We start from the raw sequence: 24,713 nt of genomic DNA, 5'->3' as shown, positions 1-24,713 counted from the left end.
CCTCGAGAATTTCCATGATGTCCCTGTCAGACTTCTTCATGCGTCCCTCCGGTGGAGTCGCTCAAGGTGGTCGAAGACCTCGAGCAAAACCCCGGAGGGGCGTCGGTGTCAGGACCGACACACCGCCGGCCCCATGTCCATCGACAGGGAGATCAGCTGTCCGTCAGCAGGGACGAACGTGTCCGCCTACAGGGAGGTTGGCATGTCCGCTAGCAGGCCTACCTCCGCTTGTTGTTCCGCTCGCGGATCCTCACCTGACTACGGCAATGGGATGATCGCTGCCGCGAGTTCGGCGGGCGGCGGCAGCGTCAGGTGGGTCGTGACGGGCCTGAGTCCGATCTCTGGCCACTCGGCGATGAGCGGTAGGTCCTCGGCATCGGGTAGGGGTGTCAGCTCAAAGAGGTATTCGCGCTGGTACATCTCCGGGCTTTGGTATCCCTGGCCGTCTCTGTGCCGGATCGGTTGAAGAACGGAGTCTTCGAGGGCTCTCAACCGTAAGGGTCGCCCGTGCGTTTCGCCCGGCCGCCGCCGACCGGTTGCTGGATCGATGATCGCCGGCGCTGTGTACTGGCGTTGCAGTGCGTCAGCATGAACACCGGTGGCGACCACGACAACCGCGAGATCGAGGCCGGATGTGTAGGCCACAATCGACCGCAGCCCCACCGTCACCCCATCCGCGCGGGCCAGCAGCGTCGGACCGTGCGCGATTGCTCCCAACTCTTTGGCATCGGGCGGGGTGACTCGTTGCGACCAGACTATCGATCGAGCGTGGCACAAGGACCTGGTCTGCGAGCAGCGCTTGAACCACACCGACGGCTTTGAGGAACCCTGAGCGGCGCACCGGACGACGATCGTTGGTCGGTGACGGTCAGCGGCGGTCACCACTGTGCCCGCGGGAGTTCCCGACCGTGGAATTCGAACGCTACGCCGAATGATGCGGTCGTGCATTGCACGACTGAGTGGCAGGCACGGAAGGAAGGTGTTGGTCGCATTGGAGTCCTGCGGTGGTGGAACGGACTGCTCGAACGGCAGCCTCGCCTGTTCGCCCACTGGGATGGCCGAGTTCGAACGGATCAGATGAGACGAGCGGAGTGACGGGAGACTGTCACGTTCACTCTGTGGGAGCGCGGGGGTGAGATTCTCCCGGGCCACCCGGCGGCCTAACGGTTGAGAAGGGTGCCGTGCGCGCGCCGGTAGCGGAGAGTCGCGGCGACGACTCGCGGCGCGACTGTGAGCAACCGCAGACTCGCCCAAGGCGACCTACTGGAACGGACGTCCAGGTAGGAGTACATCTGCTGGCGAACAATAAGTCCGCCACGCAAAGTGCAGATCTCTATGCCGAACTGGTTGTCGGCGCCCGCGAAGCCACCGGTCCAGCTCATCACGATTGTGTTCTCATCAGCGCACTCGACGCGCTTGTTCACCTTCAGGTCGAGCGTATGGCACACATCGGTCAGCTCGACCACGGCAGCGCGAATCGCGTCGATGCCCACGTGTCGGTCGCGCGCACCGTCCATGACCCAATCTGCGACCGCATCGGGGGCGAACTTCGCCATGAGCTCGTCGACGAGCCCCTCGTTGGTGATCCGCTCGATGTCAGTTGCGAACTGACGCGGATCGAAGCTCGTTGCGGGTGCGATTCCGTCAGTGGGACCAGTCATGATTCTTCTCGTCTTTCATCCAGGTAGTTCGATTGGTGTGAATTCGTTGAGGAATGAGTCAGGCAGGGCGCGTCACCGAGCGCACCGATGACCTCCAGGGCGACGCGCTGACCTGATTCGATCGCGCCCTCGATGTAGCCTGCGTGCTCGCTCGCGGTCTCGGTGCCCGCCCAGTGCAGCGGGCCGATGGGAGTCGCCGCGACGGGGTAGTTCCCGGCGGTGGTGCCTGGCTCGGGTAGCGCGACGTACCCGCCGCCGGCGTACTGATCGAGGTGCCACGATTTCTCGTGCCACCCGACCGGTTCCGCAATCGCGGGACCGAGTCGATCGACCAGCGGAGCGAGCAGTGTCGCCTGCCGCTGATGCTGGGTGAGCTCGTCGAGCGGCCACGCGTCGCGGCCGCCCACCAGAATGGTCAGGTGCCCGGGGCCGCTGGGCGGGGAACTGTCGAAGACCGCACTGCCCTCGGTGCCGAGGAAGATGGACTCCGCGTCCGTTGAGTCGCGCCAGAACGGACGGTCGTAGATCGCGATCGCCTTGTATACGGTGCCCATGTACATCGAGCCCTCGAGTGTTCGGCGTTCGGCTGGTAAGGGCGGCTCGTGGTCGATACGGGCGGCCATGGGCGGCGGCGCAGTGATGATCACCTGGCCTGCGCGGATCGGGCCGGCGTCTGTGACAACGGTGGCCCCGTCGGTGTCACGCCTGATGGCGAGGACCCGGCAGCCCGTGCGCACGCGATCGCCGAGGCCGTCAGCGACGCGCACGGCGAGTGTTCCCGCGCCTTCGACCACGAGCGAGTCCTGCGCTCCACCGGCGGTCGCCAGCATGACGGGCAGCCCGTTGTTGTGGCGCGCGAAGGCAATGAAGGCATCCATGCTCAGCCGGTTCAGATCCGTCGACGCAGTTGCCGCAACGAGCACCTCGAGCAGGCGGCGCGCTCGGGCGTTGCGCACGTTCGCGTCGAGCCACTGCTGCACCGTCCGCACACGCCACTTCTTCGGCGATCCGAACTTGATCGCCGCCTCCCAACGAAGCAGCACCAGGTTCGCCAGCGTCATCGACAATCCGTTCTTGGCGAGCACGCCCTTCGAGTCGTACACGGCGGGGTTCTTGGGCGTGCGCATGCGGAAGACGGTCGCGCCGAGCTCTGCAGCAAGGTCCTGGAATCGGTGATGGTCGTGGCCCACCCACTGTCCGCCGAGATCGACCTGCGAGCCGAGGACCGTGGTCGCCGTGAGCACCCGCCCGCCCGGGCGGTCCGCGGCCTCGAGGACGACGACGTCGAGCCCCCGAGCCTGGAGGTCACGCGCTGCGATCAGCCCCGACAGTCCAGCGCCAACAATCGCGACATCGACTCGCTGGACCTCACCTGGGCCTTCATCGGCTGGTGCACTCATACCTTCACTCCAAACTAAGTCGGTCAACCGTCTGACTCACGATAACGAGGTGTGACGCACATCGCAATGGGGTGATTCTCTCGGCCTGGACACGGCCTTCGGACAGGCGCGTACCGGTCCGGCAGTAGGCCTACGTCTGCGTGGCCTCGTCCGCAGGGCTGCCGGTTCCACGGTGCGTCACCCGGCGCGGGGCGGCGAAAAGGACGATCATGTCGAGCGCGGCCGCTAGGTCCCGAGCCGCGCGCCCCCGATCGGGATCGGTCGCGTACTGCAGGATCAGGCCGTCGACCTGAGCCCACGCCAACCGACCCAGTACGTCGAACTCGACGGCGCAACGCTCACCTGCCGCTTCCGCCGCCTGTCGACAGAAGTCCGTGACCAGCGAGGAGTAGCTTTCGTAGAGAAGGAGCGCAAGCTCTTCGTGGCCGGCGGCACGCACCGAGTAGGCGATCAGTTCGTACTGCATTACTTGGATGCCGATGTGGTTGTCGATCAGCTTGTGCCAGAAGCTGGAGATTCCGTGGCGTAGGGCGTGCTCTATGCCTCGATCCAGTTCGAGCTCGGCTCGCAGCGCGGCGGATGTCTCTTCGATGACCGCCACGATGACTGCCTTGAGCAACTGGTCCTTCGTCGGGAAGACGTAGTACAGCGTCCCGAGTGGGACTTGCGCGGCAGCCGCGACCGCCCGCAGCGTCGTCCCCGGCACGCCCACCTCGCTCAACACCGAGATCGCGGCCGCCACGATCTGTCGTTCCCGATCCACCGCTCTCACGTAGGCCATCGCCCCATTCCCCTTCCGGCCATCTGGCCCAACCACGCACTGACGTCTACGACACAACCACGAGACCTCCCACCAGCCAAGATCCGGGTGCAGGCGCCGGGCGGGTGGTCGATCCCTCGGCCTGACCAGCGGAAGGCGCTACGCCTGGAAGCGCGAGATCGATCGTCTCCACTAACAGAAGGACCGCCAAGAGATCGTCCGCATACCTCACCAGCACGAATTCCCGTGGGACGTGTTCTACGCAGAGGCGTTCGCCCAGTTCCACACCTTCGCGGTTCCTTCGATCGGCGGACTACTCGGCGAGACCGGCACGTACGTCAGGCCCGCACAGAAGCGCGTCGACGACACGTCGATTCTCTCGCACAGTTCATAGACCTCGCCTACGACAGCGACACTGCTCGCCGGGCGTTCCGGCGACTCAACAACATGCACGGCTCCTATGACATCTCGAATGACGACATGGTGTACGCGGCCACAAGTCTGGTAGTAGGAACCGTCCGATGGCTCCGCGTCAACAGGTGGCGCCCACCCACCGACCACGAAGTCGCGGCGCTCAACGACCACTACATCGCGGTCAACCGAAGGGTGGGCATCAAGGACCTACTATCACTCGATATTGCCCTCCGTGCGGGCAGCCGAAGCCGATGAGCTAACCATCAGCGGGACGAGATCGGCGCCGAGCGCATTCCCGGCCGCCGGCGACGCTCGTCCCGGATCGGGATCCGCTTGCGGAATCACAAACCGCTCCTGTCATCGGTGTCAGAGCGCCCTGATCGCCGTCGCGGCGGCACGACCGTCTCGCTTCGTAATGGCTGAGGAAATGCCAGGGAATTGAGACTGATTGCTGTGGCCACGCCGTGAGAAAAGTGACAAGTCCGCAGTTCGCAGCGTCTCAAAATGCCACCGGCCGCGCGACCCTACAGCTGCGACGGTGAAAACGCACCGTGACCGGACCGCAACCGGACGGGCCGGGCGCGTGCGCCGCGGATGCCATCCCCCGGTGTTATCTTCGACCCCGCGCGTGCAGGTCGGTCCACCGTCACTCCGACCACCGATGTGGAGGGGTCCCGTGGTCGACAAGTCCTGGTCTGTGCCCGGAGTGCCCCTGTGCGTTGCCGCCGTCATCGCCGCGACGATCGGGTTCACCGCCGCACCGGCGTCAGCCGAGACCCTGCCGTGGCTCCCGGTGAACGCCTGCGGCGAGACCGGATTCAACCCGGCGAAGGAGCCGCCGAGCCTGGGCGGGCCACTGCTGCCCCCGATCCCACCGACCGTGAGCATCCCGATCCCGTACCCCGACTTCGTGCCCGTCCCCGTCCCCGGACCGCGCGTCGATCAGACCCGCGTCGCCCAGGACCTACCCGCCGATCCGTGCACGGACCCGTGCCCCGACCTCACCGACGCCGTCGAAAAGCCGGACACCGGCCCGGGTTCGGGTTCGGCCGGGTCCTCGGGATCGTCCGGATCGTCGGGCTCGTCCGGCTCGAGTGCGCTGACCATCCCGAAGATCTCGATCGATCCGCGGCCCGAGACCATTCCCATTCCCGTTCCCGGCGGTCCGGGACCCGAACCGCAGCCGGCGCCGCCGGTCGAGATCAACCCGGCCGTAAGGGGTTCCCTCACCGCCGCGATGGCGAAGCCGGGCGTCGGCGACGTCCGGCTGGTGTCGCAGCTGACCGGACAGGGTTCGGAGAACCGGACGGACAAGCGCTGGCAGGTGGACGGCACCGACCTCGGCATCACGTGGGAGACGAAGCCCGGCGAGGTGGCGGTCGCGTTCGGCGACACGTTCGGCAAGGACTGGGCCCCGCCCGGCGCGTTCGGCGAGGACTGGCGGAGCAACGTTCTCGGCCACAGCACCGACACCGACCTGTCCGACGGCATGACCATCGACAGCATGGTCCAGGACAGCCGGTGCCACGCCGCTGAGATCATCGACAGCAGGCACATCAACAATTTCGAGACGACCACCATCCCCACGTCGGGGTTCGCGATCGGTGACCGTCAGTACCTCAGCTACATGTCGGTGAAGCGCTGGAGCATGGTCCCCGGCATGTGGTACACGAACTACGGCGGCATCGCCTACTCCGACGACAACGGGCAGACCTGGATCAAGGACCAGCACGCCAAGTGGGACAACATCTTCGGTGCCCGGTTCCAGGTGTCCGCGATGGTGCCGCACGGCGACTACGTGTACATGTTCGGCACCCCCAACGGGCGGATCGGCACCATCGGCCTGGCCCGGGTCCCCGTCGACCAGGTACTCAACACCACGTCGTACCAGTACTGGTCGGACGGCACGTGGACACCCGTGTCCCAGCGCCTCGCGACCCCCATCGTCGGTGGGGTGGCCAGCGAGTTGTCGGTGCGCTACGACGCGGCCGCGGACACGTGGCAGATGAGCTATCTCGAACCCGTCGGCGGTTCGATCATCCTCCGGCAGTCGTCGAGCCCGCAGGGTGCATGGTCAGACGCGGCGACGCTCGTCGACACGGCCGACTATCCGAAGGCGTACGGCGGCTTCATCCACCCGTGGTCGACGGACGAGGATCTGTATTTCACGATCTCGGAGTGGGACAGCTACAACGTCTACCTGATGCACGCGTCCCTGCACCCGTGAGTACTTGTCAACCGCCCGACGTTAACAAGTACGCACGGTGTGAAGCGCAACTTCGGTGGCCTTGACCACGAAGTACACGTCCAGGCCCGGCACCAGATCGAGTTCCGCGACGGACGCCGCGGTCACGTCGGCGCTCAGCTCCAGCCGGCCGCCGGCTTCGGCGGCGCGCACCCGGACCGTCGGCCCGCGCACCTCGATCTCCGAGATGGTCACCTGGAAGACGTTGCGTGGACTGCCTTCCGGAGACCGCCGATGCACGGCCACCGAATGCGGTGCGAACACCGCGACGGCCGGCGCGCCCCCGACGAAGTCGGCGTCGAGCAGACCCTGCATCCGAACACCGGTCTCCGTCTCGAACCCGTCCTGCGCCGCGAACACGGGGACGAGGTTGAGTCCGGCGATCCGCGCGGCGAACGCACTGCGCGGGCGCGTCAACACGTCGCGCACCGAACCGGATTCGACGACCTGTCCGCCCTCGACGACGATCACCCGGTCGGCCAGTGCCAGCGCGTCGAGGACGTCGTGGGTGACCACGACCGCGGTCTGGTCGCCCTCCCGCAGCACCCGCCTGAGCAGCACCCGCAGGGCCGGGGCCGCAGCGACGTCGAGGGCGGACATGGGTTCGTCGAGCAGCAGCGCCTGAGGTTCCGCGGCGAGCGCCCTGGCCACCGCGACCCGCTGCGCCTGCCCCCCGGACAACTCGTGCGGACGGCGATCGGCGAACTGGGTCGCATCGACTGCGTCCAGCCACTTCTCGGCGACCGCCCGCGACTCCCGGCGCCCGCGGCCCGAACTACGCGGCGCGAACGCCACATTCGCGGCCACCGTCAGATGCGGAAACAGCAGTGCCTGCTGCGCGAGCAGCGCGATACCGCGACGGTGCGGCGGCACCGCGATGCCACGCTCGGTGTCGGTGAGCACACGACCGTTCAGTTCGACACGTCCGGCGTCCGGGCGAACCAGGCCCGCAACCACCGACAGCACCGTCGACTTGCCTGCGCCGTTCGGTCCGAGGACGGCCAGCACCTCACCCTCGGCGAGGTCGAATCCCACCTCGACGCCGCGCGCCGCGACCCGGGCCTCGACGCTCAGGCCGGTCACAGCGCCGCCCTCGACGCCCAGCCCCGCGAACCCACCACGATGACGACCGCGACGATCACCAGCACCAACGACAACGCCACGGCCGCATCCGCGTCCGTCTCGCGCTGCAGGTAGATCTCGAGCGGCAGGGTTCGCGTGACACCCTGCAGACTGCCCGCGAACGTCAACGTCGCCCCGAACTCGCCGAGCGCCCGCGCGAATGCCAGCACCGAACCGGACACGAGTCCGGGCAGCACCAGGGGCAGCGTCACCCGCCGGAAGACGGTGGTGGGGCTCGCACCGAGCGTCGCGGCGGCGTGCTCGTACCGCCTCCCCGCGGTCCGCAGCGACCCTTCGAGGCTCACCACCAGGAACGGCAGCGCGACGAAGGTCTGTGCGAGCACCACGGCCGTGGTGGTGAACGCGATGTGGATGCCCGCGACCTCGAGGTGCTGCCCGATCAGACCCTTCCGACCGAACGTGTAGAGCAGGGCGATACCCCCGACCACCGGTGGGAGCACCAAAGGCAGCAGCACCAGCGACCGCAGCACCTCGAGGCCACGAAAGCTGCTGCGGGACAGCACCGCCGCCATCGGAACACCCAACAGGATGCACAGGACGGTACTCGCGGCGGCGGTGCGCACACTCAGTTCCAGCGCCGCGAGTGAGGATTCCGACGTGACCAGTTCGAAGAAGCGCGTCCAGTCGACACTCGCCAGCATCGCGAACAACGGCAGGACGACGAACAGGCCGCCCACCGCTGCGGGCACGAAGATCCAGCCCGGAAGCCCGGACGGAACCTTCACACGCGGCGCTCGGATCACGGCTTAGCGAATCCGGCCTTCGCCAGCACCGCCTGGCCCTCGGGTCCGGTGACGAGGTCGATGAACCCCTGCGCCGCCTCCGGCTGCTTCGAAGCGGACAGCGCGGCAATCGGATAGGTGTTCACGGCCTGCGCGGCCTCCGGGAAGGGCACCGCGGTCACCTTGTCGCCCGCGCCCGCCGCGTCGGTGACGTACACGAGTCCGGCGTCCGCCTGACCGGCCGTCACCTTGTTCAGCACGTCGGTGACCGACGACTCCTCGCTGACGGGGGTGAGGTCGACACCCGAAGCCGTCTCGACCTTCTGTGTCGCGGAACCGCACGGAACCTGCGGGGCACACGTGACGACGAGTGTGCCCTCACGGTTCAGATCCGCGAAGGACGTGATGCCCTTGGGGTTTCCGGGTGCCGTCACGATGGTCAGCGTGTTGGTCGCGAAGTTGACGGGGGTTCCCGCGACGAGCCCGGCGTCGACGACCTTCGTCATGTTGTTCGTGTCGGCGGACGCGAACACGTCCGCGCCGGCGCCCTGGTCGAGTTGCGCGGCGAGGTCGGACGAACCCGCGAAGCTGAACTCCACGTGAGATCCGGGGTTCGCGGTCTCGAACATCTCGCCGAGTTCGGTGAACGTGCCCTTCAGCGACGCCGCGGCGAACACCGTGATGTCGCCGCCCGATGCGGCCGCGGACGTCGACTCGGCCGAACCCGAGGCGCCGCTGTCGTCGTTCGAACCGCAACCGGTGAGAAGGCCCAGACCGAGTGCGGCCGCAGCAGCCCCCGTCGTGACCCGCCGCCAGGACATCTTCATGAAATTCCTCCAGGAGTTTCGACGATCACCGTGGTCGACTTGACGACGGCTACCGCGACCTTGCCGGGCTCGAGCCCGAGGTCGCGGACGGCTTCACTGCTCATCAGGGAAACGACACGGAAAGGCCCGCACTGCATCTCGACCTGGGCCATCACCTTGTCCATCACGACCGCGGTGACGATGCCGGTGAATCGGTTACGCGCCGAGGATTCCGATCCGAGCAGGTCGGGCGACTTCGACGCGTTGGCGCGCGCGAACTCGGCGAGGGCGGGACCGTCGATCACCTTGCGGCCCGACTCGTCCTTGTCCGCCGCGAGGCTGCCGTTGTCGATCCACCGGCGAACCGTGTCGTCGCTGACGCCGAGGAGTTCCGCGGCCTGGCGTATCCGGATACCCGTCATCCGGAGATCGTCCGCGCATGCGTCATGACCGACATACTATGTCAGCAAATACGGACCAATCAAGAAAAGACTTCCGCAGATGCGGATCAGTACACGTCCCGCACGTAGCGCTTGTCGCTGGACAGCTGCTTCATGTACAGCTCGGTGTCCTCCTCGTCCAGGCGACCGTGGGTGCGGACGACCTCCCGGACCGTCTCGTCGACGTCCTTCGCCATCCGGCTGGCGTCGCCGCACACGTAGAGGGAGGCACCCTCCTGCATCCAGCCCCACAGCTTGGCGCCGTGTTCGCGAATGCGGTCCTGCACGTAGATCTTCTGTCGCTGGTCCCGGGAGAACGCCGCATCGAGGTGGGTGAGGAATCCGTCGCGGTGCATAGCTTCCATCTCCTCGCGGTAGTAGAAGTCGGTAGCCTCGTGCTGCTCACCGAAGAACATCCAGTTCTTGCCCGTGTGACCCAATTCCCTGCGTTCGTGCAGAAATCCGCGGAACGGTGCGATCCCGGTGCCGGGGCCGACCATGATCATCGGCGCATCGGCGGCCGACGGGGGACGGAAGTGCGCCGACTTCTGCACGAAGATCGGCACGTCGGCGTCGTCGCAGTGATCGGCAAGGAACGTCGAGCACACCCCGGAGCGGTTCTTGCCCTCGTGGTTGTAGCGCACCGCGGAGACGGTCAGCTGCACCTCGCCCGGGTCCACCTTGGGGCTCGACGAGATCGAGTACAGCCGCGGCTGGAGGCGCTTGAGGACGCCCAGCCACTCCTCCGCGTCGGCGTCGACTTCGTACTGCGCCAGCACGTCCATCGACTGCCGTCCCCACAACCACTGCTGGAGCGCGATCTTGTTGTGCGGACGCAGCAGTCGCGCCAGCTCGGTGTCCTGCGTGCGGCTCTGCACGAACCGCAGCAGTTCGGGCGTCACCTTGGTGATCTCGAGCTTCGTGCGCAGCGCCTCCCGCAGCGTCATCTCCGGCAGGTCCGGCAGCGTGACGGGGGTATCCGGTATCGACCGGGTGACCTTCAGCCACTCGTCGACGACGCCATCGCTGTTGGTGGGCCACACACCGAGCGCGTCGCCCGCCTCGTAGGAGAATTCCGGATCGTTCACCTCGAAGCCGAACTGCCGCACGTCCTTCGAGGAACCGGCCGCGCTGAGCGGGATGTTCCTCGTCAACCGGGTGACGAGGGGAGACTTCCGGGTGAACGTCGCCGCCTTCTTCGCTGCGGGTGCGGCAGGCGCCGGGGCGGCCGCGGCAGCACCGCCTGCCGCGCGCTCGCGGACCAGGTTCTGTACCTGGGTCAGCCACTGATGCGCCTGGTCCTCGTAGTCGGGTTCGCAGTCGACGCGCTCGGTCAACCGCTTCGCCTCGAGCTGCTCCAACCGGGCGTCGATCCGCTTGCCGTGCCCGCAGAAGTCGTCGTAGTTCGAGTCACCGAAAGCCAATACGGCGTAGCGGGTCTGCGCCAGCCTCGGTGCCTCGTCGCTGCTGAGCGCGGACCAGAAGCTGCTGCCGTTGTCGGGGGCGTCGCCGTCCCCGAATGTGCTGGTGATGATCAGCAGATCGCGGACGTCGGCGAGGCGCGCGACGTCGTAGTCGTCCATGCTGGTCAGGTGCGTGCCGTGGCCGGCTTCCTCGAGCTGGCGGGCGCATTCGGCGGCGAACTCCTCCGCGTTGCCGGTCTGCGACGCCCACACCACGACCACGGGGTGCTGGACCGATTCAGCGGTCGCGGGACTCGCGTCCGGCGCCGCGGAGCCGTCCGGCACGGCGGAGCGGGAGAACAGCCCCGCCATCAGACCGTCCAGCCACACCCTCTTCGACCCGGAGATCGGCGCGGTGCGCGGAAGAACCGGAACGCCCTGCAGTTCGGTGGACTGCAGACCCGCCAGCAGTCCCGCGAGGTATGTGCGCTCGTGCTCGTCGAACGTCGGGGATGCCGAATCGTCCAGTCCGAGAATGCGGCTCATCTCCGCGGCGGGCGAGCCGCTCGCGAGGGTGAGAGCCCCACCCGATTCGGGAACCTCGGGCTCGGACACCGGGGCCACCCGGGTCAGGGAGACGGCACACACCTTGAACTCCGGCTGGAAGGAGGTGGGGTCGACGGCGTCGTTGGTGACGGCGTTGATGCTGAGGTATTCACCGAACGAGTCGTTCCAGTGGAACGGGGCGAAACAGCCTCCGGGCAGCACGCGGTCGCTGACGACGGCGGGCAGCACCGCGCGACCGCGCCGGGACGCGACCTCCACCTTGTCGCCCTCGGAGATCGACAGCTTCTGCGCATCGGCCGGGTTGATCTCGACGAACGGGCCGGAGTTCAACTTGTTGAGCTTGGCGACCTTGCCGGTCTTCGTCATGGTGTGCCACTGGTGCTGCAGGCGACCGGTGTTGAGGACCAGGGGGTAGTCGTCGTCGGGCATCTCCGCGGGCAGCATGTGCGGGCGCGGGAAGAAGGCGGCCTTGCCGCTCGCGGTGGCGAACGCGAGGCGGGGGAGTGAACCGTCGGGAGCCGACAGCAGGTTCTGGCTGACGCCGTCGTTGACGTAACGGACCGGGTTGCGATCGTTACGGTTGCCGGGCGGGCTCGGCCACTGCACCGGCGTCTCCCGCAGCCGGTCGTAGCTGACGCCGCGAAGGTCGTAGCCGGTCTTGGGATTCCAGGTGCGCTTGATCTCCTCGAACACGTCCTCCGACGATTCGTAGGTGAACGCGTCCGCATACCCCATCTCGGAGGCGACGCGGGCGATGATCTGCCAGTCGGGCAGGGCCTGGCCGACCGGGTCGACCGCCTGCTGCAGCAGGGTGAGGTTGCGCTCGGAGTTGATCATCACCGAATCCGACTCCGCCCACAGCGCGCCGGGCAGCAGGATGTCGGCGTACCCGTTGGTCTCCGTGTCGAGGAAGACGTCCTGGGTGATCACAAGCTCGGCGGCCTCGAGGCCCTCGATCACGGTTCGCCGGTTGGCCACGGTGGCAACGGGATTGGTGCAGATGATCCAGCACGCCTTGATGTCGCCCGCCACCATGCGCTCGAACATGTCGACGGTGCCGGTGCCGACCTCGGTGCGGATGCTGCCTTCGGGCAGCTCCCACAGATCCTCGATGAACGCCCGGTCGTCGGCGGCGAGCACGGACCGCTGGCCGGGCAGACCGGGCCCCATGTATCCCATCTCGCGGCCGCCCATGGCGTTCGGCTGACCGGTGAGGGAGAACGGGCCGCTGCCCGGACGGCAGATCGCCCCGGTCGCCAGGTGCAGGTTGCAGATCGCGTTGGTGTTCCAGGTGCCGTGGGTGCTCTGGTTGAGGCCCATCGTCCAGCAGCTCATCCAGTTCTCGGCCTCACCGATCCACTGGGCGGCCTGCCGGATGTCGGCCTCGGGGATGCCGGTGATCTCCGCGACCTTCTCGGGGGTGTACTCCTCGAGGAACTCGGGCATCACCTCCCAGCCCTCGGTGAACTCGGCGATGAACGCCGGATCGGTGTGCCCGTTCTGCACGAGCAGATGCAGCAGGCCGTTGAGCAGTGCGAGGTCGGTGCCCGGCGCGATCTGCATGAACAGGCCGGCCTTGTCGGCGGTCGCGTTGCGGCGCGGGTCGACGACGATCAGCTTGGCGCCGGCCTTGATCCGGTCCATCATCCGCAGGAACAGGATGGGGTGACAGTCCGCCATGTTGGCGCCGATCACGAAGAACACGTCGGCCTTGTCGAAGTCCTGATACGAGCCGGGCGGACCGTCGGCGCCGAGGGACTGCTTGTAGCCGGTGCCGGCACTGGCCATGCACAGACGCGAGTTCGACTCGATCTGGTTGGTCCCGACGAAACCCTTCGCCAGTTTGGTGATCAGATACTGCGCCTCGATGGACATCTGACCGGAGACGTAGAAGGACAGGGCGTCGGGACCGTGCTCGTCGAGTTGTTCCTTCAGCCGGCGGGCGGTCTCGCTGATGGCGGCGCCGACGTCCACCGCGGTGGGCGCCTCCCCGCGCTCGTCCCGCACGTACCCGGTTTCCATGCGGCCACCGGCCACGAGCATCTCCGCGCTCGTCGCGCCCTTGGTGCAGAGCCGCCCGAAGTTGGTGGGATGGTCCTTGTCGCCGGACGCCTTGAGCACCCGGCGCGCATTCGTCTCGGGATCGATCCCGATCTCGAGCACCATGCCGCAGCCGACGCCGCAGTACGAGCAGGCGGTCTTCACTGTGGAAGTCCCGGCTTTCTGCTGCTGCATCGACTCGCTCCTCACCTGCACGGTCGCCGCGTGTCCACCTGGCGCACGACCTGTATCAATGGTGCCGACCGGCGTGTTTCGTCGGGATTAACCCCGGTGAGCGTTCGATGACGTCTCTCGCACCCGGCCGCGGGCGCGGTGGTGATGTCGGCACCGCGGCAACGACCAGGTCATGTGACCTGCATCACTCGATTCAGGTGTGCAGTGTGGCTGAGCAGGGGAGGAACCGGCGGAGCGGTCAGGCCTTCTTCTGCTCGGCCCACCATGACAGGAGTTCGGCCTCGGCCTCGTCGCGGCTGAGAGGGCCGCGGTCGAGCCGGAGCTCCTTGAGGTACTTCCAGGCCTTCCCGACCTCCGGCCCCGCGGGAATGCCGAGGAGTTCCATGATCGCGTTGCCGTCGAGGTCGGGGCGCACCCGGGCGAGGTCTTCCTGCTCGGCGATCCGGGCGATCCGCTCCTCGATGTCGTCGTACGTCGCCTGCAGCGCGGCCGCCCGCCGCTTGTTGCGGGTGGTGCAATCGGCGCGGACCAGCTTGTGGAGGCGCGGCAGCAGCGGACCGGCGTCCGTCACGTACCGGCGCACCGCGGAATCGGTCCACTGCCCCTTGCCGTAGCCGTGGAACCGCAGGTGCAGGAACACGAGCTGCGAGACGTCGTCGACCATCTGCTTCGAGTACTTCAGGGCCCGCATCCGCTTACGGACCATCTTCGCGCCGACCACCTCGTGGTGGTGGAAACTCACGCCGCCACCCGGCTCGTTGCGCTTCGTGTCCGGTTTGCCGATGTCGTGCAGCAGCGCCGCCCAGCGCAGCACCAGGTCGGGGTCGCCGTCCTCGAGGTCGACGGCCTGCTTCAGCACCGTCAGCGAGTGCCAGTACACGTCCTTGTGCTGGTGGTGCTCGTCGATCTCGAGCTTCATCTGCGGCACCTCGGGCAGCACGAAATCGGCCAGACCGGTCTCGCACATCACGTTCATGCCGTCGATGGGGAACTCGCCGAGGATCAGCTTGTCCAGTTCGGCGCGCACGCGTTCGGCGGTGATCCGCTCGATCTGCGGGGCCATGTCGGCGATCGCCCGATGCACCCGCTCGTGCAGGGTGAACCCGAGCTGGGACACGAACCGGGCGGCCCGCAGCATGCGCAGCGGGTCGTCGTTGAACGAGTTCTCCGGCGCCGACGGCGTGTCCAGCACCCCGGCCAGCAGCGCGTCCATGCCGCTCAGGGGGTCGACGAAGTCCTGCGAGCCGTCCGCACCGATCCGGACGGCCATCGCGTTGACCGTGAAATCGCGCCGCACCAGGTCGTCCTCGAGTTTCGTCCCGAACTGGACGACAGGATTGCGCGACACCCGGTCGTAGGCGTCCGCCCGGTACGTCGTGATCTCGATCTGCTGACCCGCCTTGGCGGCGCTGATCGTCCCGAACTCGATGCCCGTGTCCCACTGGTTGTCGACCCAGCCGGACAGCAGTTTCTGCACCTGCTCCGGGCGGGCGTCGGTGGTGAAGTCGAGGTCGGTGCCGAGGCGACCCAGGATCGCGTCCCGGACACTGCCGCCCACCAGGTACAACTCGTGACCGGCGGAAGCGAACTTCTCACCGAGCGGCGTCAGGACTTCGGACAGCTCGCGCAGCGTCGTCGCCGCGCCGGCAAGCAGTCGCGTACGGCGCTCGTCGTCGAGAGAAGGGGCAGTCACGTCCAGGAAGCTTACCGAGGTGCGCAAATAGCGGGATACGCATACACGCTGTCACCTCGCAGTTCGGTTCACCACAGGTGTGTCACGAAGCGTCTCGGTTCGGGTGCGGCGTTCCGGTGGAAACGGCAAAGCCAACTACTATCGATGGGGTGTCTGCTGCCGAACGTGCGAACAGGAGTCGCCGCAACTCGCGGCGGCGCGGCGCCGTCGGCAAACCCGCGAAACCCCACATGAGGACGGTGCGGGAAACGTCGGCGGGCGGGCTCGTCGTCAACGGTCTCGGCGGACCGCGGGAGAATCTGTGCGCCGCGCTGATCGGGCGCACCGACCGTCGCGGGCGGCTGCTGTGGTCGCTGCCCAAGGGGCATATCGAGCAGGGCGAGACCGCCGAACAGACCGCGATGCGTGAGGTCCAGGAAGAGACCGGCATCCAGGGCACCGTCCTCGCGTCGCTCGGCAGCATCGACTACTGGTTCGTCACCGAGGGCCGCCGGGTCCACAAGACCGTCCACCACTATCTGCTGAGATGCCTCGGCGGGGAACTGTCGGACGAAGACGTGGAAGTCACCGAGGTAGCGTGGGTGCCGCTCGCCGAGCTGGGATCACGCCTGGCCTACGCAGACGAACGGAAACTCGCAGAAATCGCCGGTGACTTGATCTCCAAGATGACTACCACTCCGCCCGCACCCGACCTGAAGCTCCAGAAGGGGCCAGACGCCGGATGAGGATGGCTTTGCGTCGGGTCGGTGCCGTGACGTTGACCGCACTCGCGGTCGTTCTGGCTCCCACCAGCACCGTGGTGGCGTCGGCCCAGGAACCCGTGCCGCCGGAGAGCGCCGGGACCCAGCTAGTCGACGAGGACCCCGAGTTCCTCGAACTGCACATCGACAACGTCACCCCGTCCACGGTGACCACCACCAGCGACCCGATCGTCACCGTCACGGGCTCGGTGAAGAACATCGGCGACCGCACGGTCCGCGACGTCAGCGTGCGGCTGCAGCGCGCGCCGGCCGTCGCGAGCAGCGAGGGTCTCCGCACGTCCCTCACCCTCGATCAGTCCCGCTACGACACGGTCGGCATGTTCGACACGGTCGCGGGCCGCCTCGACGAGGGCCAGAGCAAGCAGTTCACGCTGTCGCTGCCGCTGCGTTCCGACACCGACCTCTCTCTCGACATCACCGAACCCGGCGTGTACCCGCTGATGGTGAACGTGAACGGCACCCCCGAGTACGGCGGGGCCGCGCGCCTCGACGACGCCCGCTTCCTGCTGCCCGTGTTCGGGGTCCCGGGCAATCCGGCGGTGCCCCCGGACATCTCCAGTCCCGTCGCCGTCACCATGATGTGGCCCCTCGCCGACCGCCCCCGGCTCGCGGCGGGTGTCGCCGGCTCCGTCACCGAACCGGTGCGTCTCGTCGACGACGACCTCGCAACCTCGCTCGGCGACGGCGGCCGGCTCGACGAACTGCTGGGGGCGGTGGAATTCGCCACCCGGGAGAGCGTCGACCGGGACCACACGCTGCGGGACAGTCTGTGCCTGGCGGTGGACCCGGACCTGCTGATCACCGTCGAGAACATGACCCGCGGCTATCTGGTGGTGGACGACCCGTCCGATCCCACCGGTTCCGCGCACGAGGGTGCGGGCAAGGATGCCGCGTCGGCGTGGCTCGAGCGCGCCCGGACGCTGGCCGCGACGATGTGCACCACGCCGGTGCCGTTCGCGCAGGCCGACCTGTCCGCGATCACCGAGGTCGGGAACGCCGACCTCACCGCGACCGCCGTCGACGCCCCCGCCGACATCGTCGACAACGTGCTGGGTGTCACGTCGCTGCGCAATTTCGTGTGGAGCGACGCCGGCGTGCTCGACGACGCGACGGCGCAGATGCTCCGCGGAGACGAAGCGACCACCGCGCTCGTGGCCGCGAACTCCGTCGACACGACCACGCCCCGGGACAGCGCCCACGTCATCGAGGCGACACCGCCGCCCCCAGCCCCCGTCCCGGCGAACGGGGAGACGACCACCCCGGCGGCCACCGAGACGCCCGCGGCCACGGGGAGCGTCGACGCGCTGCTGTTCGATCCGTCCGTCGGCACGGCGCTCGCCGCGATGGGAACGACTCCGCAGACTCCGTCCTACACCCCCCAGCGCGCCCGGTACGACCTCTCGGACGATTCCCAGACCGCCCGGCTGCAGGACGCGCTCGGTGCGGTGTCGTGGTCTGCCCTCGAACCCGAGGCCGCACGGGCCGCCGGTGTCCCCCGATCGTTGATGGTGGTGCCGCCGCAACTGTGGACGGCAGGCGCCGACGATGCGAAGACGCTGCTGTCGACGGTGTCGTCGCTGATGCGCTCGGGGCTCGCGACGCCCCGGCCGTTGCCCGCGTTGCTGGGCCGTCAGCCCGGATCACCCGAGGTCGCGAGCCTGGACTACCCGGATCAGGCCGCCGAGGACGGCGTCCCCGCCCACATCCGCGACGCCGCCGCCACACAGATGCCCCGGATCGAGGCGCTGAACGCGGCGCTGGTCGACGACCCGCAGGCCCCGCTCACCCCGGAGCGGTTCACCGCGCCGCTCCGCGAGGACCTGGTGCGGTCGATGAGCCTCGCGCATCGCCGCGACGACGAACGCCGGTCCGCGGAGGAAGCGTCGGACACGCGCGCCGACGAGGTGGCCGAAACCATGGACGACATGTTCGGGGCCGTCACCGTCGTGTCGCCGGGCGGCGTCTACACGCTGGCGTCGGAACAGAGCCCGCTGCTGCTGGTCGCCAGAAACGACCTCCCGGTCGGGATCACCGTCCGTCTGCAGGTGGACGCGCCTTCCGGGATGACCATCACCGACATCGGCCCCACCACGCTGCCTCCGCGGGGCAGTCGCACCCTCACCGTTCCCACCGAGGCCAACGACTCCCGCAAGCTCGTCGTCAACTTCTCTCTGACCACCGCCGATGGACAGCAACTGGGAGAGCCGACCAGCGTGACGGTACGGTCCAACGCGTACGGGCAGGCGTTGGCGATACTGACAGCATGCGCGGGTGCTCTGCTGCTGTTCCTCGCCGGCCGCCGGCTGTGGCATCGATTCCGCGGCCAGCCGGATCCAGCTGACGAAGGGTACGAACGTTCATGACCGGGAACTTGCCCAGTAGGGGCCAGAGGCTTCCCGATCGCTCTCATCCCCGGGTCGCGCCATGGGAGCGGGACCACTGGGCTCGGGAGATCCGGCCGGACGAGGCGCCGACGGTGCAGTTCGCGGCCATCCGGGTCGACCCTCCGCCGCCGCCTCCGGTCCAGGACTCGGGGCCGTCGACGGCGCCGCAGAAGCAGGGCAACTCCCGCCTGCTGGCGTCGACCGGGTCGATCGCGGTGGCGACGCTCGTCAGCCGCATCACCGGATTCGCCAAGCAGCTGCTCGTCCTGACGCTGCTGGGCGGGTCGGTGGCCAGCTCGTTCACCGTCGCCAGCCAGATCCCGAACATGATCTCCGAGCTGGTGCTGGGCGCGGTGCTCACCGCCATCGTGGTGCCCGTCCTGGTGCGCGCCGAACGGGAGGACCCGGACCAGGGTGCCGCGTTCGTGCGCCGCCTGTTCACCGCCACCTGTGTGCTGCTCGGAACCGCGGCGCTGCTGGCGACCGCCGCGGCGCCCGTGCTCACCACCCACGTCTTCCTGTCGGCCGACGGCAAGGTGAACACGTCCCTCACCACAGCCCTGTCCTATCTGCTCCTGCCCGCGATCCTGTTCTACGGACTGTCGGCGCTGCTCACGGCGATTCTCAACACCCGGCAGGTGTTCAAACCCGGTGCCTGGGCCCCGGTGCTGAACAACGTCGTGATGCTCACCGTGCTGGTGATCTACTACGCCACCCCGGGGGAGATCACCCTCGACCCGGTCCGGATGAGCGACCCGAAACTGCTGGTCCTCGGCGTCGGCGTCACGCTCGGTGTCGTGGTGCAGGCGATGAGTCTGGTGCCGGCGATCCGGCGCGAGGGCATCTCGCTGAAACCGCTGTGGGGCCTCGACGACCGGCTCAAGCAGTTCGGCGGCATGGCCGTCGCCATCATCCTGTACGTGCTGATCAGCCAGGCGGGCATGATCGTCGCCACCCGCATCTCGTCCCACGCGGACGCGTCGGGTCCCGCGATCTACAACAACGCGTGGCTGCTGCTGCAGCTGCCGTACGGCGTGCTCGGCGTGACGGTGCTGACGGCGATCATGCCGCGACTCAGCCGCAACGCCGCCGCCGACGACACCCCCGCCGTGGTCGACGACCTGTCCGTCGCCACCCGGCTGACCATGATCTCCCTGATCCCGATCATCACGTTCCTCACGTTCGCCGGACCGGAGATCGGTCAGGCGCTGTACGGGTACGGCAACTTCGGGTCCGGTGACGCCGAACGTCTCGGCGAGGCCGTCAGCTGGTCCGCGTTCACGCTCATCCCGTACTCGCTCGTGCTGATCCAGCTCCGCGTCTTCTACGCCCGCGAACAGGCGTGGACTCCCACCTGGATCGTCCTCGGTATCACCGCGGTGAAGATCGCGCTGTCCGCGCTCACCCCGATGATCGCCTCGAGCGACGACCAGGTGGTGATCCTGCTCGGCGTGGCCAACGGCCTCGGCTACATCACCGGTGCCCTCGTCGGCGGGTACCTGCTGCACCGCAGTCTCGGCAATCTCCAGATGGCGAATGTCGGCAAGACCGTGTGGGTGGTGGTCCTCGCATCCCTCGCGGGCGCCCTCGCCATGCTCGGCGCCGACCGGCTGCTGCAACTCGACCGGCTCACCGAACTGTTCGGCGGACCGGGTTCCATGGTCCGCGTCGCCATCAGCGGCATGCTGATGCTCGTCGTCACGTTCGTGATCCTCTGGTTCGCGAAGATCCCCGAAATCGTGTCCATCACCGTCGCCGTCACCCGCAAGGTCCGCGCCCTGCGCGGTCGCGGCGCCGCACCGGAGCCGGAGGTCGACCCGCTCGCAGACGCCGAAACAGAACTGATTCCCGTGGTCCGCGCCACACCGCGCGACGCCGGAGGACAGCCGCGTGGTATCGAACGACCCGGTGGACTCCCGTACCCTGGACACGAGCGGGTCGGATCGCCGCCCGGTACTGGTCGGAGTTGGGCATTCGAAAATGAAGGAGTGAGGGTGAGCGACGACGACGTGGCCGGCAGCAAGAGAGCCGGAGGTTCTACGGTGCAAGCGTCCGAACGCGATTCGGCCGCCGCACCCAACGGCGTCGACGCCCCGACGACCCGGATCTCGTCCGAGTCGGCCTCCACCGACTCCGCGAAGTCCGACACGAAGGCCGGCGCCGACGCACCGCAGAAGAAAGACGCGGACACCTCGCAAAAGAAGACCGCCGACGCGTCCGCGGCCTCTGCCGGCACTCCGAAACCTGCGCAGAGCAACGAGACCGGGGCGAACGCCGAGAAGAAGGCGGCGCCGAAGACTCCCAGCGACAACTCCGGCGAGTCGCCCGCCGACGAACGTCGAGACACACGTCACATGGGCTCCGCACCCGCACGGGATCTCAGCTACGACACCGGCGTGATCCCGATCACACCCGCGCCCGGTCGTGACCCCGGAGCGGGCCCGCGTCGTACTCCCCGTGGCCCCAAGCTCATTCCCGGCGCCTCCGTCGCCGGTGGTCGCTACCGCCTGCTGACCCCGCACGGCGGTTCGCGGGGACTGCAGTTCTGGCAGGCACTGGACGTCAAGCTCGACCGCGAGGTGGCGCTGACATTCGTCGACGCCGAGCAGCGCTCCACCTCGGCCGGTCCCGAAGGCCCGCAAGCAATTCTGTCGCGCACCCTGCGACTGGGCCGGATCAATTCGCCCGGCCTCGCCCGTGTCCTCGACGTGGTCCGGGGAAGCTCCGGCGGCATCGTCGTCGCCGAGTGGACGCCGGGCCGGTCGCTGCGGGAGATGGCCGACACCAAGCCATCTCCGATCGGCGCCGCCAGCGCCATCCGCGCGCTCGCCGCGGCCGCCGAGACCGCGCACCGGGCCGGTGGGGCACTGTCCATCGACCATCCCGACCGCGTCCGGATCAGCATCAACGGCGATGCCGTGCTGGCGTTCCCGGCCACGCTCGCCGACTCCGACTCGAGTTCCGACGTGCGCGGGCTGGGCGCCATGCTCTACGCGCTCATCACCGCCCGCTGGCCGCTCGGCGACCCGTCCGCTCCCGCGGGTGAGCCGTCGGGTTCGCACCGCCCGGGCAGCATCGGCGGCATGCGACTGGCCGACCGCGACTCCAGCGGGCAGCCCATCGGTCCGCGGGTGATCCGGCCGGAGGTCCCGTTCGAGATCTCCGCGGTGGCCCTGCGCTCGCTCGAGCCGAACGGTGGAATCCGCACGGCGGCCACCGTGCAGCACATCCTCGATCAGGCGTCCGTCGTCAACGAGAAGACCGAGTTCATCCCCGTACTGCGGCTCGGGCAGCGGGCCCCCGGCCCGTCCGGTCACGCTCTCGCCGACCCGGAAGCACTGGAGGCGGAGAAGAAGAAGTCCAACCGGATGATCGCTGCGCTCGTCGGGCTGGCGGTCGTCACGATCATCGTGCTGGCGCTGCTGGGCTTCTGGCTCGCCACGTTCCTCACGGGCAGCAGTTCCGACGCGCCGCTCACCGAACAGGACTTCGGACTCACCACCTCGGCGGAGGCCCCACCGAACCCGGAGTCGCCCGCCGCCGCGCCCACCCCGGCGGCGAACGTCGCACCGATCAAGCCCTCGGGCGCGACGGTGTTCTCGCCGCAGGGCACTCCCGACTCCGCCGCCAACGCCCGGCTGGCCATCGACGGCAACACGTCCACCGTGTGGAGCACCGACTCGTACTTCCAGCCGTTCCCCGCACTGAAGAACGGTGTGGGCCTGATGGTCACGCTGGACGAGCCGGCGACCCTGTCGAGCGTGTGGATCAACTCGCCGACCCCCGGCACCAACGTCGAGATCCGCAGCGCCCCGTCCGAGGACCCGACCCTCGACCAGACGCAGGTCCTCGGTTCGAAGGTCCTCGGCAACGGCGTCACCGAGATCCCGGTCAAGTCGGAGGGACCCACCAAGAACGTCCTGGTGTGGATCACCGGCCTGAGCAATTCCCGCGGCACCAACCAATCGTCCATCGCCGACATCGGTTTCAACGCATCCACGTAGTCGGCACCCGATGCTCGTGGAGCGGCGAACTGAGCTAACATCCGCCGGTGCGAATCTTCCGGGGGGATTCCGAGGGTGAGCCCTCGGACGTCGACCTGTTGGCTGCGCACGTCGCCGGCGATCGGCACGCCTTCGAGACCCTGCTCGGACGGCACTACGACCACCTGTGGCACGTCGCCAAACGCACCAGCTACACCACCGAGGACGCGGCGGACGCCCTGCAGGAGGCGCTGCTGTCGGCGCATCGCAACGCGGGCTCGTTCCGCCGGGACGCCGCGGTCCGGAGCTGGCTGCACACGATCGTCGTCAACGCCTGCCTCGACCGGATCCGCCGGAACAAGGCCCGCCCGGCGGTGTCCCTGTCCGCCGACGAGGACGACGAACCGCGCGACACCCGCGATTACGTCTCCGAGGTGGAGCTCAGCCTGGTGGTCGAGCGCGCGTTGGCGCAGCTCCCGCCGGAACAGCGGACCGCGATCGTGGCCGTGGACCTCGAGGGCCGGTCGACCAGCGAGGCCGCGGCGCTCCTCGGGGTTCCGGAGGGCACCGTGAAGAGCCGCTGCGCCCGCGGCCGGAAGAAGCTGGCCGCCTCTCTCGAATATTTTCGGGTGGAGGGGAACCGATCATGACTCCGCAGCGTCAAAACCTGATAGGAGCGGGGAAGTGTTCTGACGTCCCGGACCACGATGACTCGGTGAGGAGGTGCCATGGCCGACCGTGAATCCGAGCCGTCCGATGCCGCACTACCCGAACCTCCCTATTCCGAGGACCTACTCGCGGATCTGCATGCCGGGGTGCTGCCGGAGTCGGTCGGCGATCGTCTGTGGCCGCTCGTCCGCAGCGACCCGCAGGCGATGGCCGTCATCGACGCCCTCGACCGGGTCACCGATCAGCTCGGTGCGCTCGGCCGCGATCATTCCGTCTCGACCCCGATTCCCGCCGACATCGCCGACCGCATCAACCGCGCGCTCGCCGCGGAACGCGACACCCCCGCCGAGGCCACCGTCGTGCCGCTCGCCCGGCGCCGGAAGTGGGCTGCGGCGGCCGCGGGAACGTTCGCGGCGGCGGCAGCGGTCGTGGTGGCCGTCGCGGTCGTGGTACCGGACGGCGGGGAATCCGAGCCGCCGCCCGTTGCCCTGCCCGGTTCCGAGACCTCGCAGGCACCGGAGGTTCTCGACCTGGGCTCGGATCTCGATTCCGGGCGCCTCCTCACCGTGATCGGTTCGCGGCAACTCGGTCCGCTCGAGAATCCTGATCGGCTGGCAGAATGCCTGAGCGCCAACGGTATCGACCCGGCCCGTGCGCTTATCGGTTCCGGTGAGGTTCGTCTCGACGGCGTGCCCGGGGTACTGCTCCTGGTGGCCGCGCCACGTCCGCCGCAGATCACCGCGCTGGTGGTGGGCCGCGAGTGCGGCGCGGGCGACCCGGCCACGATCGCCGTCACCGACATCGGTTGACCCTCAGTCCTTTCCGGGTTCCGAACGGGCGACCGGCATGAGCAACTCGAGGATCTTCGCCCGCAGTGCGGGAGTATCGTCCTCTACCGCGATCAGGCTCGTGAACAGGGCCGCGCCTGCGGCGAGCACCAGCACGGCCGTCGCAGTGCTCGACTCTTCGGAGTCCGCGCTTCCGAACAGTTGAGTACTCGGCCCGCTGAATCCCCGCCAGAGCGTGGTGCGGAGATCGTCGTGGTCCCGTATCGCGGCCAGCAGTCCCGGCGTGGCCGCCCGCACCTCGGGTCGTGAGAACAGTTCGGCGCTGCCGGTCACCACCCAGCGGATCCAGCCTTCGCGATCGGTGCCCTCGAACGGCGTCAGGTCGGGTGTCGCGCCGAGGATGGCGTCGAGAACCAGGTGCGCCTTCGACGGCCACCGCCTGGTGATGGACGCCCGGCTCACCCCGGACCGCGTCGCGATGGCTCGCATGCTCAGTTGTTCCCAGCCCGACTCCACGAGCATCGCGCGGGTGACTGCGAGGACGTCGGTGTCGATCCGCGGGTCGCGAGGGCGGCCGGTTCCGGTTGCATTCATTGGTTCGAATTGTGGGACAGAAGTGCCGTCCGCGCTATATCGTAC

Annotated in this window: 19 protein-coding genes; 8 read left to right on the top strand and 11 right to left on the bottom strand. The window is 68.2% G+C overall.

The window, feature by feature from the left end; translation table 11 throughout:
* Positions 1-258 precede the first annotated feature (258 nt).
* From P3H15_RS33625 to P3H15_RS33610, 4 genes are all read right to left on the bottom strand, one after another.
* Entirely contained in the window at positions 259-717 is a 459-nt protein-coding gene (locus tag P3H15_RS33625; RefSeq protein ID WP_276141193.1) for a hypothetical protein, read from the bottom strand.
* Between the two features lie 443 nt (positions 718-1,160).
* On the bottom strand, positions 1,161-1,661 hold the full coding sequence (locus tag P3H15_RS33620) for a nuclear transport factor 2 family protein (protein ID WP_276141192.1): 501 nt from the start codon (positions 1,659-1,661) through the stop codon (positions 1,161-1,163).
* Positions 1,658-3,061, bottom strand: a complete 1,404-nt coding sequence (locus P3H15_RS33615) for an NAD(P)/FAD-dependent oxidoreductase (RefSeq protein ID WP_276141191.1) — start codon at positions 3,059-3,061, stop codon at positions 1,658-1,660. Before P3H15_RS33615 ends, P3H15_RS33620 begins: the two co-directional genes overlap by 4 nt.
* Before the next feature lie 130 nt (positions 3,062-3,191).
* On the bottom strand, positions 3,192-3,842 hold the full coding sequence (locus P3H15_RS33610) for a TetR/AcrR family transcriptional regulator (RefSeq protein ID WP_276141190.1): 651 nt from the start codon (positions 3,840-3,842) through the stop codon (positions 3,192-3,194).
* 232 nt (positions 3,843-4,074) lie between these two features.
* Here P3H15_RS33610 and P3H15_RS33605 point away from each other — a divergent pair, with 232 nt between their 5' ends.
* The 3 genes from P3H15_RS33605 (at position 4,075) to P3H15_RS33595 (ending at position 6,462) form a co-directional block, all read left to right on the top strand.
* Positions 4,075-4,215: a hypothetical protein gene (locus tag P3H15_RS33605; protein ID WP_276141189.1), complete on the top strand. Its 141-nt coding sequence runs from the start codon at positions 4,075-4,077 to the stop codon at positions 4,213-4,215.
* 53 nt (positions 4,216-4,268) lie between these two features.
* Positions 4,269-4,490: a hypothetical protein gene (locus P3H15_RS33600; protein ID WP_276141188.1), complete on the top strand. Its 222-nt coding sequence runs from the start codon at positions 4,269-4,271 to the stop codon at positions 4,488-4,490.
* A gap of 442 nt (positions 4,491-4,932) precedes the next feature.
* Positions 4,933-6,462, top strand: a complete 1,530-nt coding sequence (locus tag P3H15_RS33595) for a DUF4185 domain-containing protein (RefSeq protein WP_276141195.1) — start codon at positions 4,933-4,935, stop codon at positions 6,460-6,462.
* 21 nt (positions 6,463-6,483) lie between these two features.
* Here the strand turns inward: P3H15_RS33595 and P3H15_RS33590 are convergent, their stop codons facing one another.
* The 6 genes from P3H15_RS33590 to P3H15_RS33565 form a co-directional block, all read right to left on the bottom strand.
* Positions 6,484-7,563, bottom strand: coding sequence for a sulfate/molybdate ABC transporter ATP-binding protein (locus P3H15_RS33590; RefSeq protein ID WP_276141187.1), 1,080 nt, complete (start codon positions 7,561-7,563; stop codon positions 6,484-6,486).
* A complete protein-coding gene (locus P3H15_RS33585) occupies positions 7,560-8,366 on the bottom strand; it encodes an ABC transporter permease (RefSeq protein ID WP_276141186.1) in 807 nt (268 codons plus the stop codon). Before P3H15_RS33585 ends, P3H15_RS33590 begins: the two co-directional genes overlap by 4 nt.
* On the bottom strand, positions 8,363-9,172 hold the full coding sequence (modA, locus tag P3H15_RS33580) for a molybdate ABC transporter substrate-binding protein (RefSeq protein ID WP_276141185.1): 810 nt from the start codon (positions 9,170-9,172) through the stop codon (positions 8,363-8,365). The genes P3H15_RS33585 and modA overlap by 4 nt, the downstream gene beginning before the upstream one ends.
* The gene (locus P3H15_RS33575) at positions 9,169-9,573 is read right to left on the bottom strand and encodes a molybdopterin-binding protein (protein WP_072942706.1); all 405 of its coding nucleotides are present in this window, start codon (positions 9,571-9,573) and stop codon (positions 9,169-9,171) included. Before P3H15_RS33575 ends, modA begins: the two co-directional genes overlap by 4 nt.
* Positions 9,574-9,659: 86 nt before the next feature.
* Positions 9,660-13,796 carry a bifunctional nitrate reductase/sulfite reductase flavoprotein subunit alpha gene (locus P3H15_RS33570; RefSeq protein WP_276141184.1) on the bottom strand — a complete coding sequence of 1,379 codons (4,137 nt, stop codon included), beginning with the start codon at positions 13,794-13,796 and terminating at the stop codon, positions 9,660-9,662.
* Between the two features lie 238 nt (positions 13,797-14,034).
* Complete coding sequence (locus P3H15_RS33565; RefSeq protein ID WP_276141183.1) at positions 14,035-15,489, bottom strand: CCA tRNA nucleotidyltransferase; 1,455 nt, start codon at positions 15,487-15,489, stop codon at positions 14,035-14,037.
* A 149-nt stretch (positions 15,490-15,638) separates the two neighbouring features.
* Between P3H15_RS33565 and P3H15_RS33560 the strand changes: the two genes are divergently transcribed.
* The 5 genes from P3H15_RS33560 (at position 15,639) to P3H15_RS33540 (ending at position 24,095) form a co-directional block, all read left to right on the top strand.
* The gene (locus tag P3H15_RS33560; protein WP_276141182.1) at positions 15,639-16,214 is read left to right on the top strand and encodes an NUDIX hydrolase; all 576 of its coding nucleotides are present in this window, start codon (positions 15,639-15,641) and stop codon (positions 16,212-16,214) included.
* Between the two features lie 2 nt (positions 16,215-16,216).
* Positions 16,217-18,613 carry a DUF6049 family protein gene (locus P3H15_RS33555; RefSeq protein WP_276141181.1) on the top strand — a complete coding sequence of 799 codons (2,397 nt, stop codon included), beginning with the start codon at positions 16,217-16,219 and terminating at the stop codon, positions 18,611-18,613.
* A 113-nt stretch (positions 18,614-18,726) separates the two neighbouring features.
* Entirely contained in the window at positions 18,727-22,638 is a 3,912-nt protein-coding gene (gene murJ / locus P3H15_RS33550) for a murein biosynthesis integral membrane protein MurJ (protein WP_276141194.1), read from the top strand.
* 47 nt (positions 22,639-22,685) lie between these two features.
* Positions 22,686-23,267 (top strand): RNA polymerase sigma factor SigM, encoded by a 582-nt coding sequence (gene sigM, locus P3H15_RS33545; RefSeq protein ID WP_276141180.1) that lies wholly within the window; start codon positions 22,686-22,688, stop codon positions 23,265-23,267.
* 78 nt (positions 23,268-23,345) lie between these two features.
* Positions 23,346-24,095, top strand: a complete 750-nt coding sequence (locus tag P3H15_RS33540) for a hypothetical protein (protein WP_276141179.1) — start codon at positions 23,346-23,348, stop codon at positions 24,093-24,095.
* A 3-nt stretch (positions 24,096-24,098) separates the two neighbouring features.
* On the opposite strand, the gene P3H15_RS33535 is transcribed toward P3H15_RS33540, so the two are convergent.
* Positions 24,099-24,668, bottom strand: coding sequence for a TetR/AcrR family transcriptional regulator (locus P3H15_RS33535; protein WP_276141178.1), 570 nt, complete (start codon positions 24,666-24,668; stop codon positions 24,099-24,101).
* Positions 24,669-24,713 lie beyond the last annotated feature (45 nt).

It is taken from the genome of Rhodococcus sp. T2V (assembly GCF_029269925.1).
GTDB classification, from domain to species: Bacteria; Actinomycetota; Actinomycetes; order Mycobacteriales; family Mycobacteriaceae; genus Rhodococcus_F; species Rhodococcus_F koreensis.
The sequence above is the reverse complement of the archived record's forward strand: the minus strand, read 5'-3'. Positions and strand labels throughout refer to the sequence as shown.

Excerpts from the sequence above, each read along its gene's own strand:
- P3H15_RS33540 (WP_276141179.1), top strand. The coding sequence starts at position 23,346 with ATGGCCGACCGTGAATCCGAGCCGTCCGATGCCGCACTACCCGAACCT.
- P3H15_RS33600 (WP_276141188.1), top strand. The coding sequence starts at position 4,269 with ATGCACGGCTCCTATGACATCTCGAATGACGACATGGTGTACGCGGCC.
- P3H15_RS33555 (WP_276141181.1), top strand. The coding sequence starts at position 16,217 with ATGGCTTTGCGTCGGGTCGGTGCCGTGACGTTGACCGCACTCGCGGTC.
- modA (WP_276141185.1), bottom strand. The coding sequence starts at position 9,172 with ATGAAGATGTCCTGGCGGCGGGTCACGACGGGGGCTGCTGCGGCCGCA.
- P3H15_RS33535 (WP_276141178.1), bottom strand. The coding sequence starts at position 24,668 with ATGAATGCAACCGGAACCGGCCGCCCTCGCGACCCGCGGATCGACACC.
- P3H15_RS33575 (WP_072942706.1), bottom strand. The coding sequence starts at position 9,573 with ATGACGGGTATCCGGATACGCCAGGCCGCGGAACTCCTCGGCGTCAGC.
- P3H15_RS33570 (WP_276141184.1), bottom strand. The coding sequence starts at position 13,796 with ATGCAGCAGCAGAAAGCCGGGACTTCCACAGTGAAGACCGCCTGCTCG.
- P3H15_RS33620 (WP_276141192.1), bottom strand. The coding sequence starts at position 1,661 with ATGACTGGTCCCACTGACGGAATCGCACCCGCAACGAGCTTCGATCCG.
- P3H15_RS33615 (WP_276141191.1), bottom strand. The coding sequence starts at position 3,061 with ATGAGTGCACCAGCCGATGAAGGCCCAGGTGAGGTCCAGCGAGTCGAT.
- P3H15_RS33610 (WP_276141190.1), bottom strand. The coding sequence starts at position 3,842 with ATGGCCTACGTGAGAGCGGTGGATCGGGAACGACAGATCGTGGCGGCC.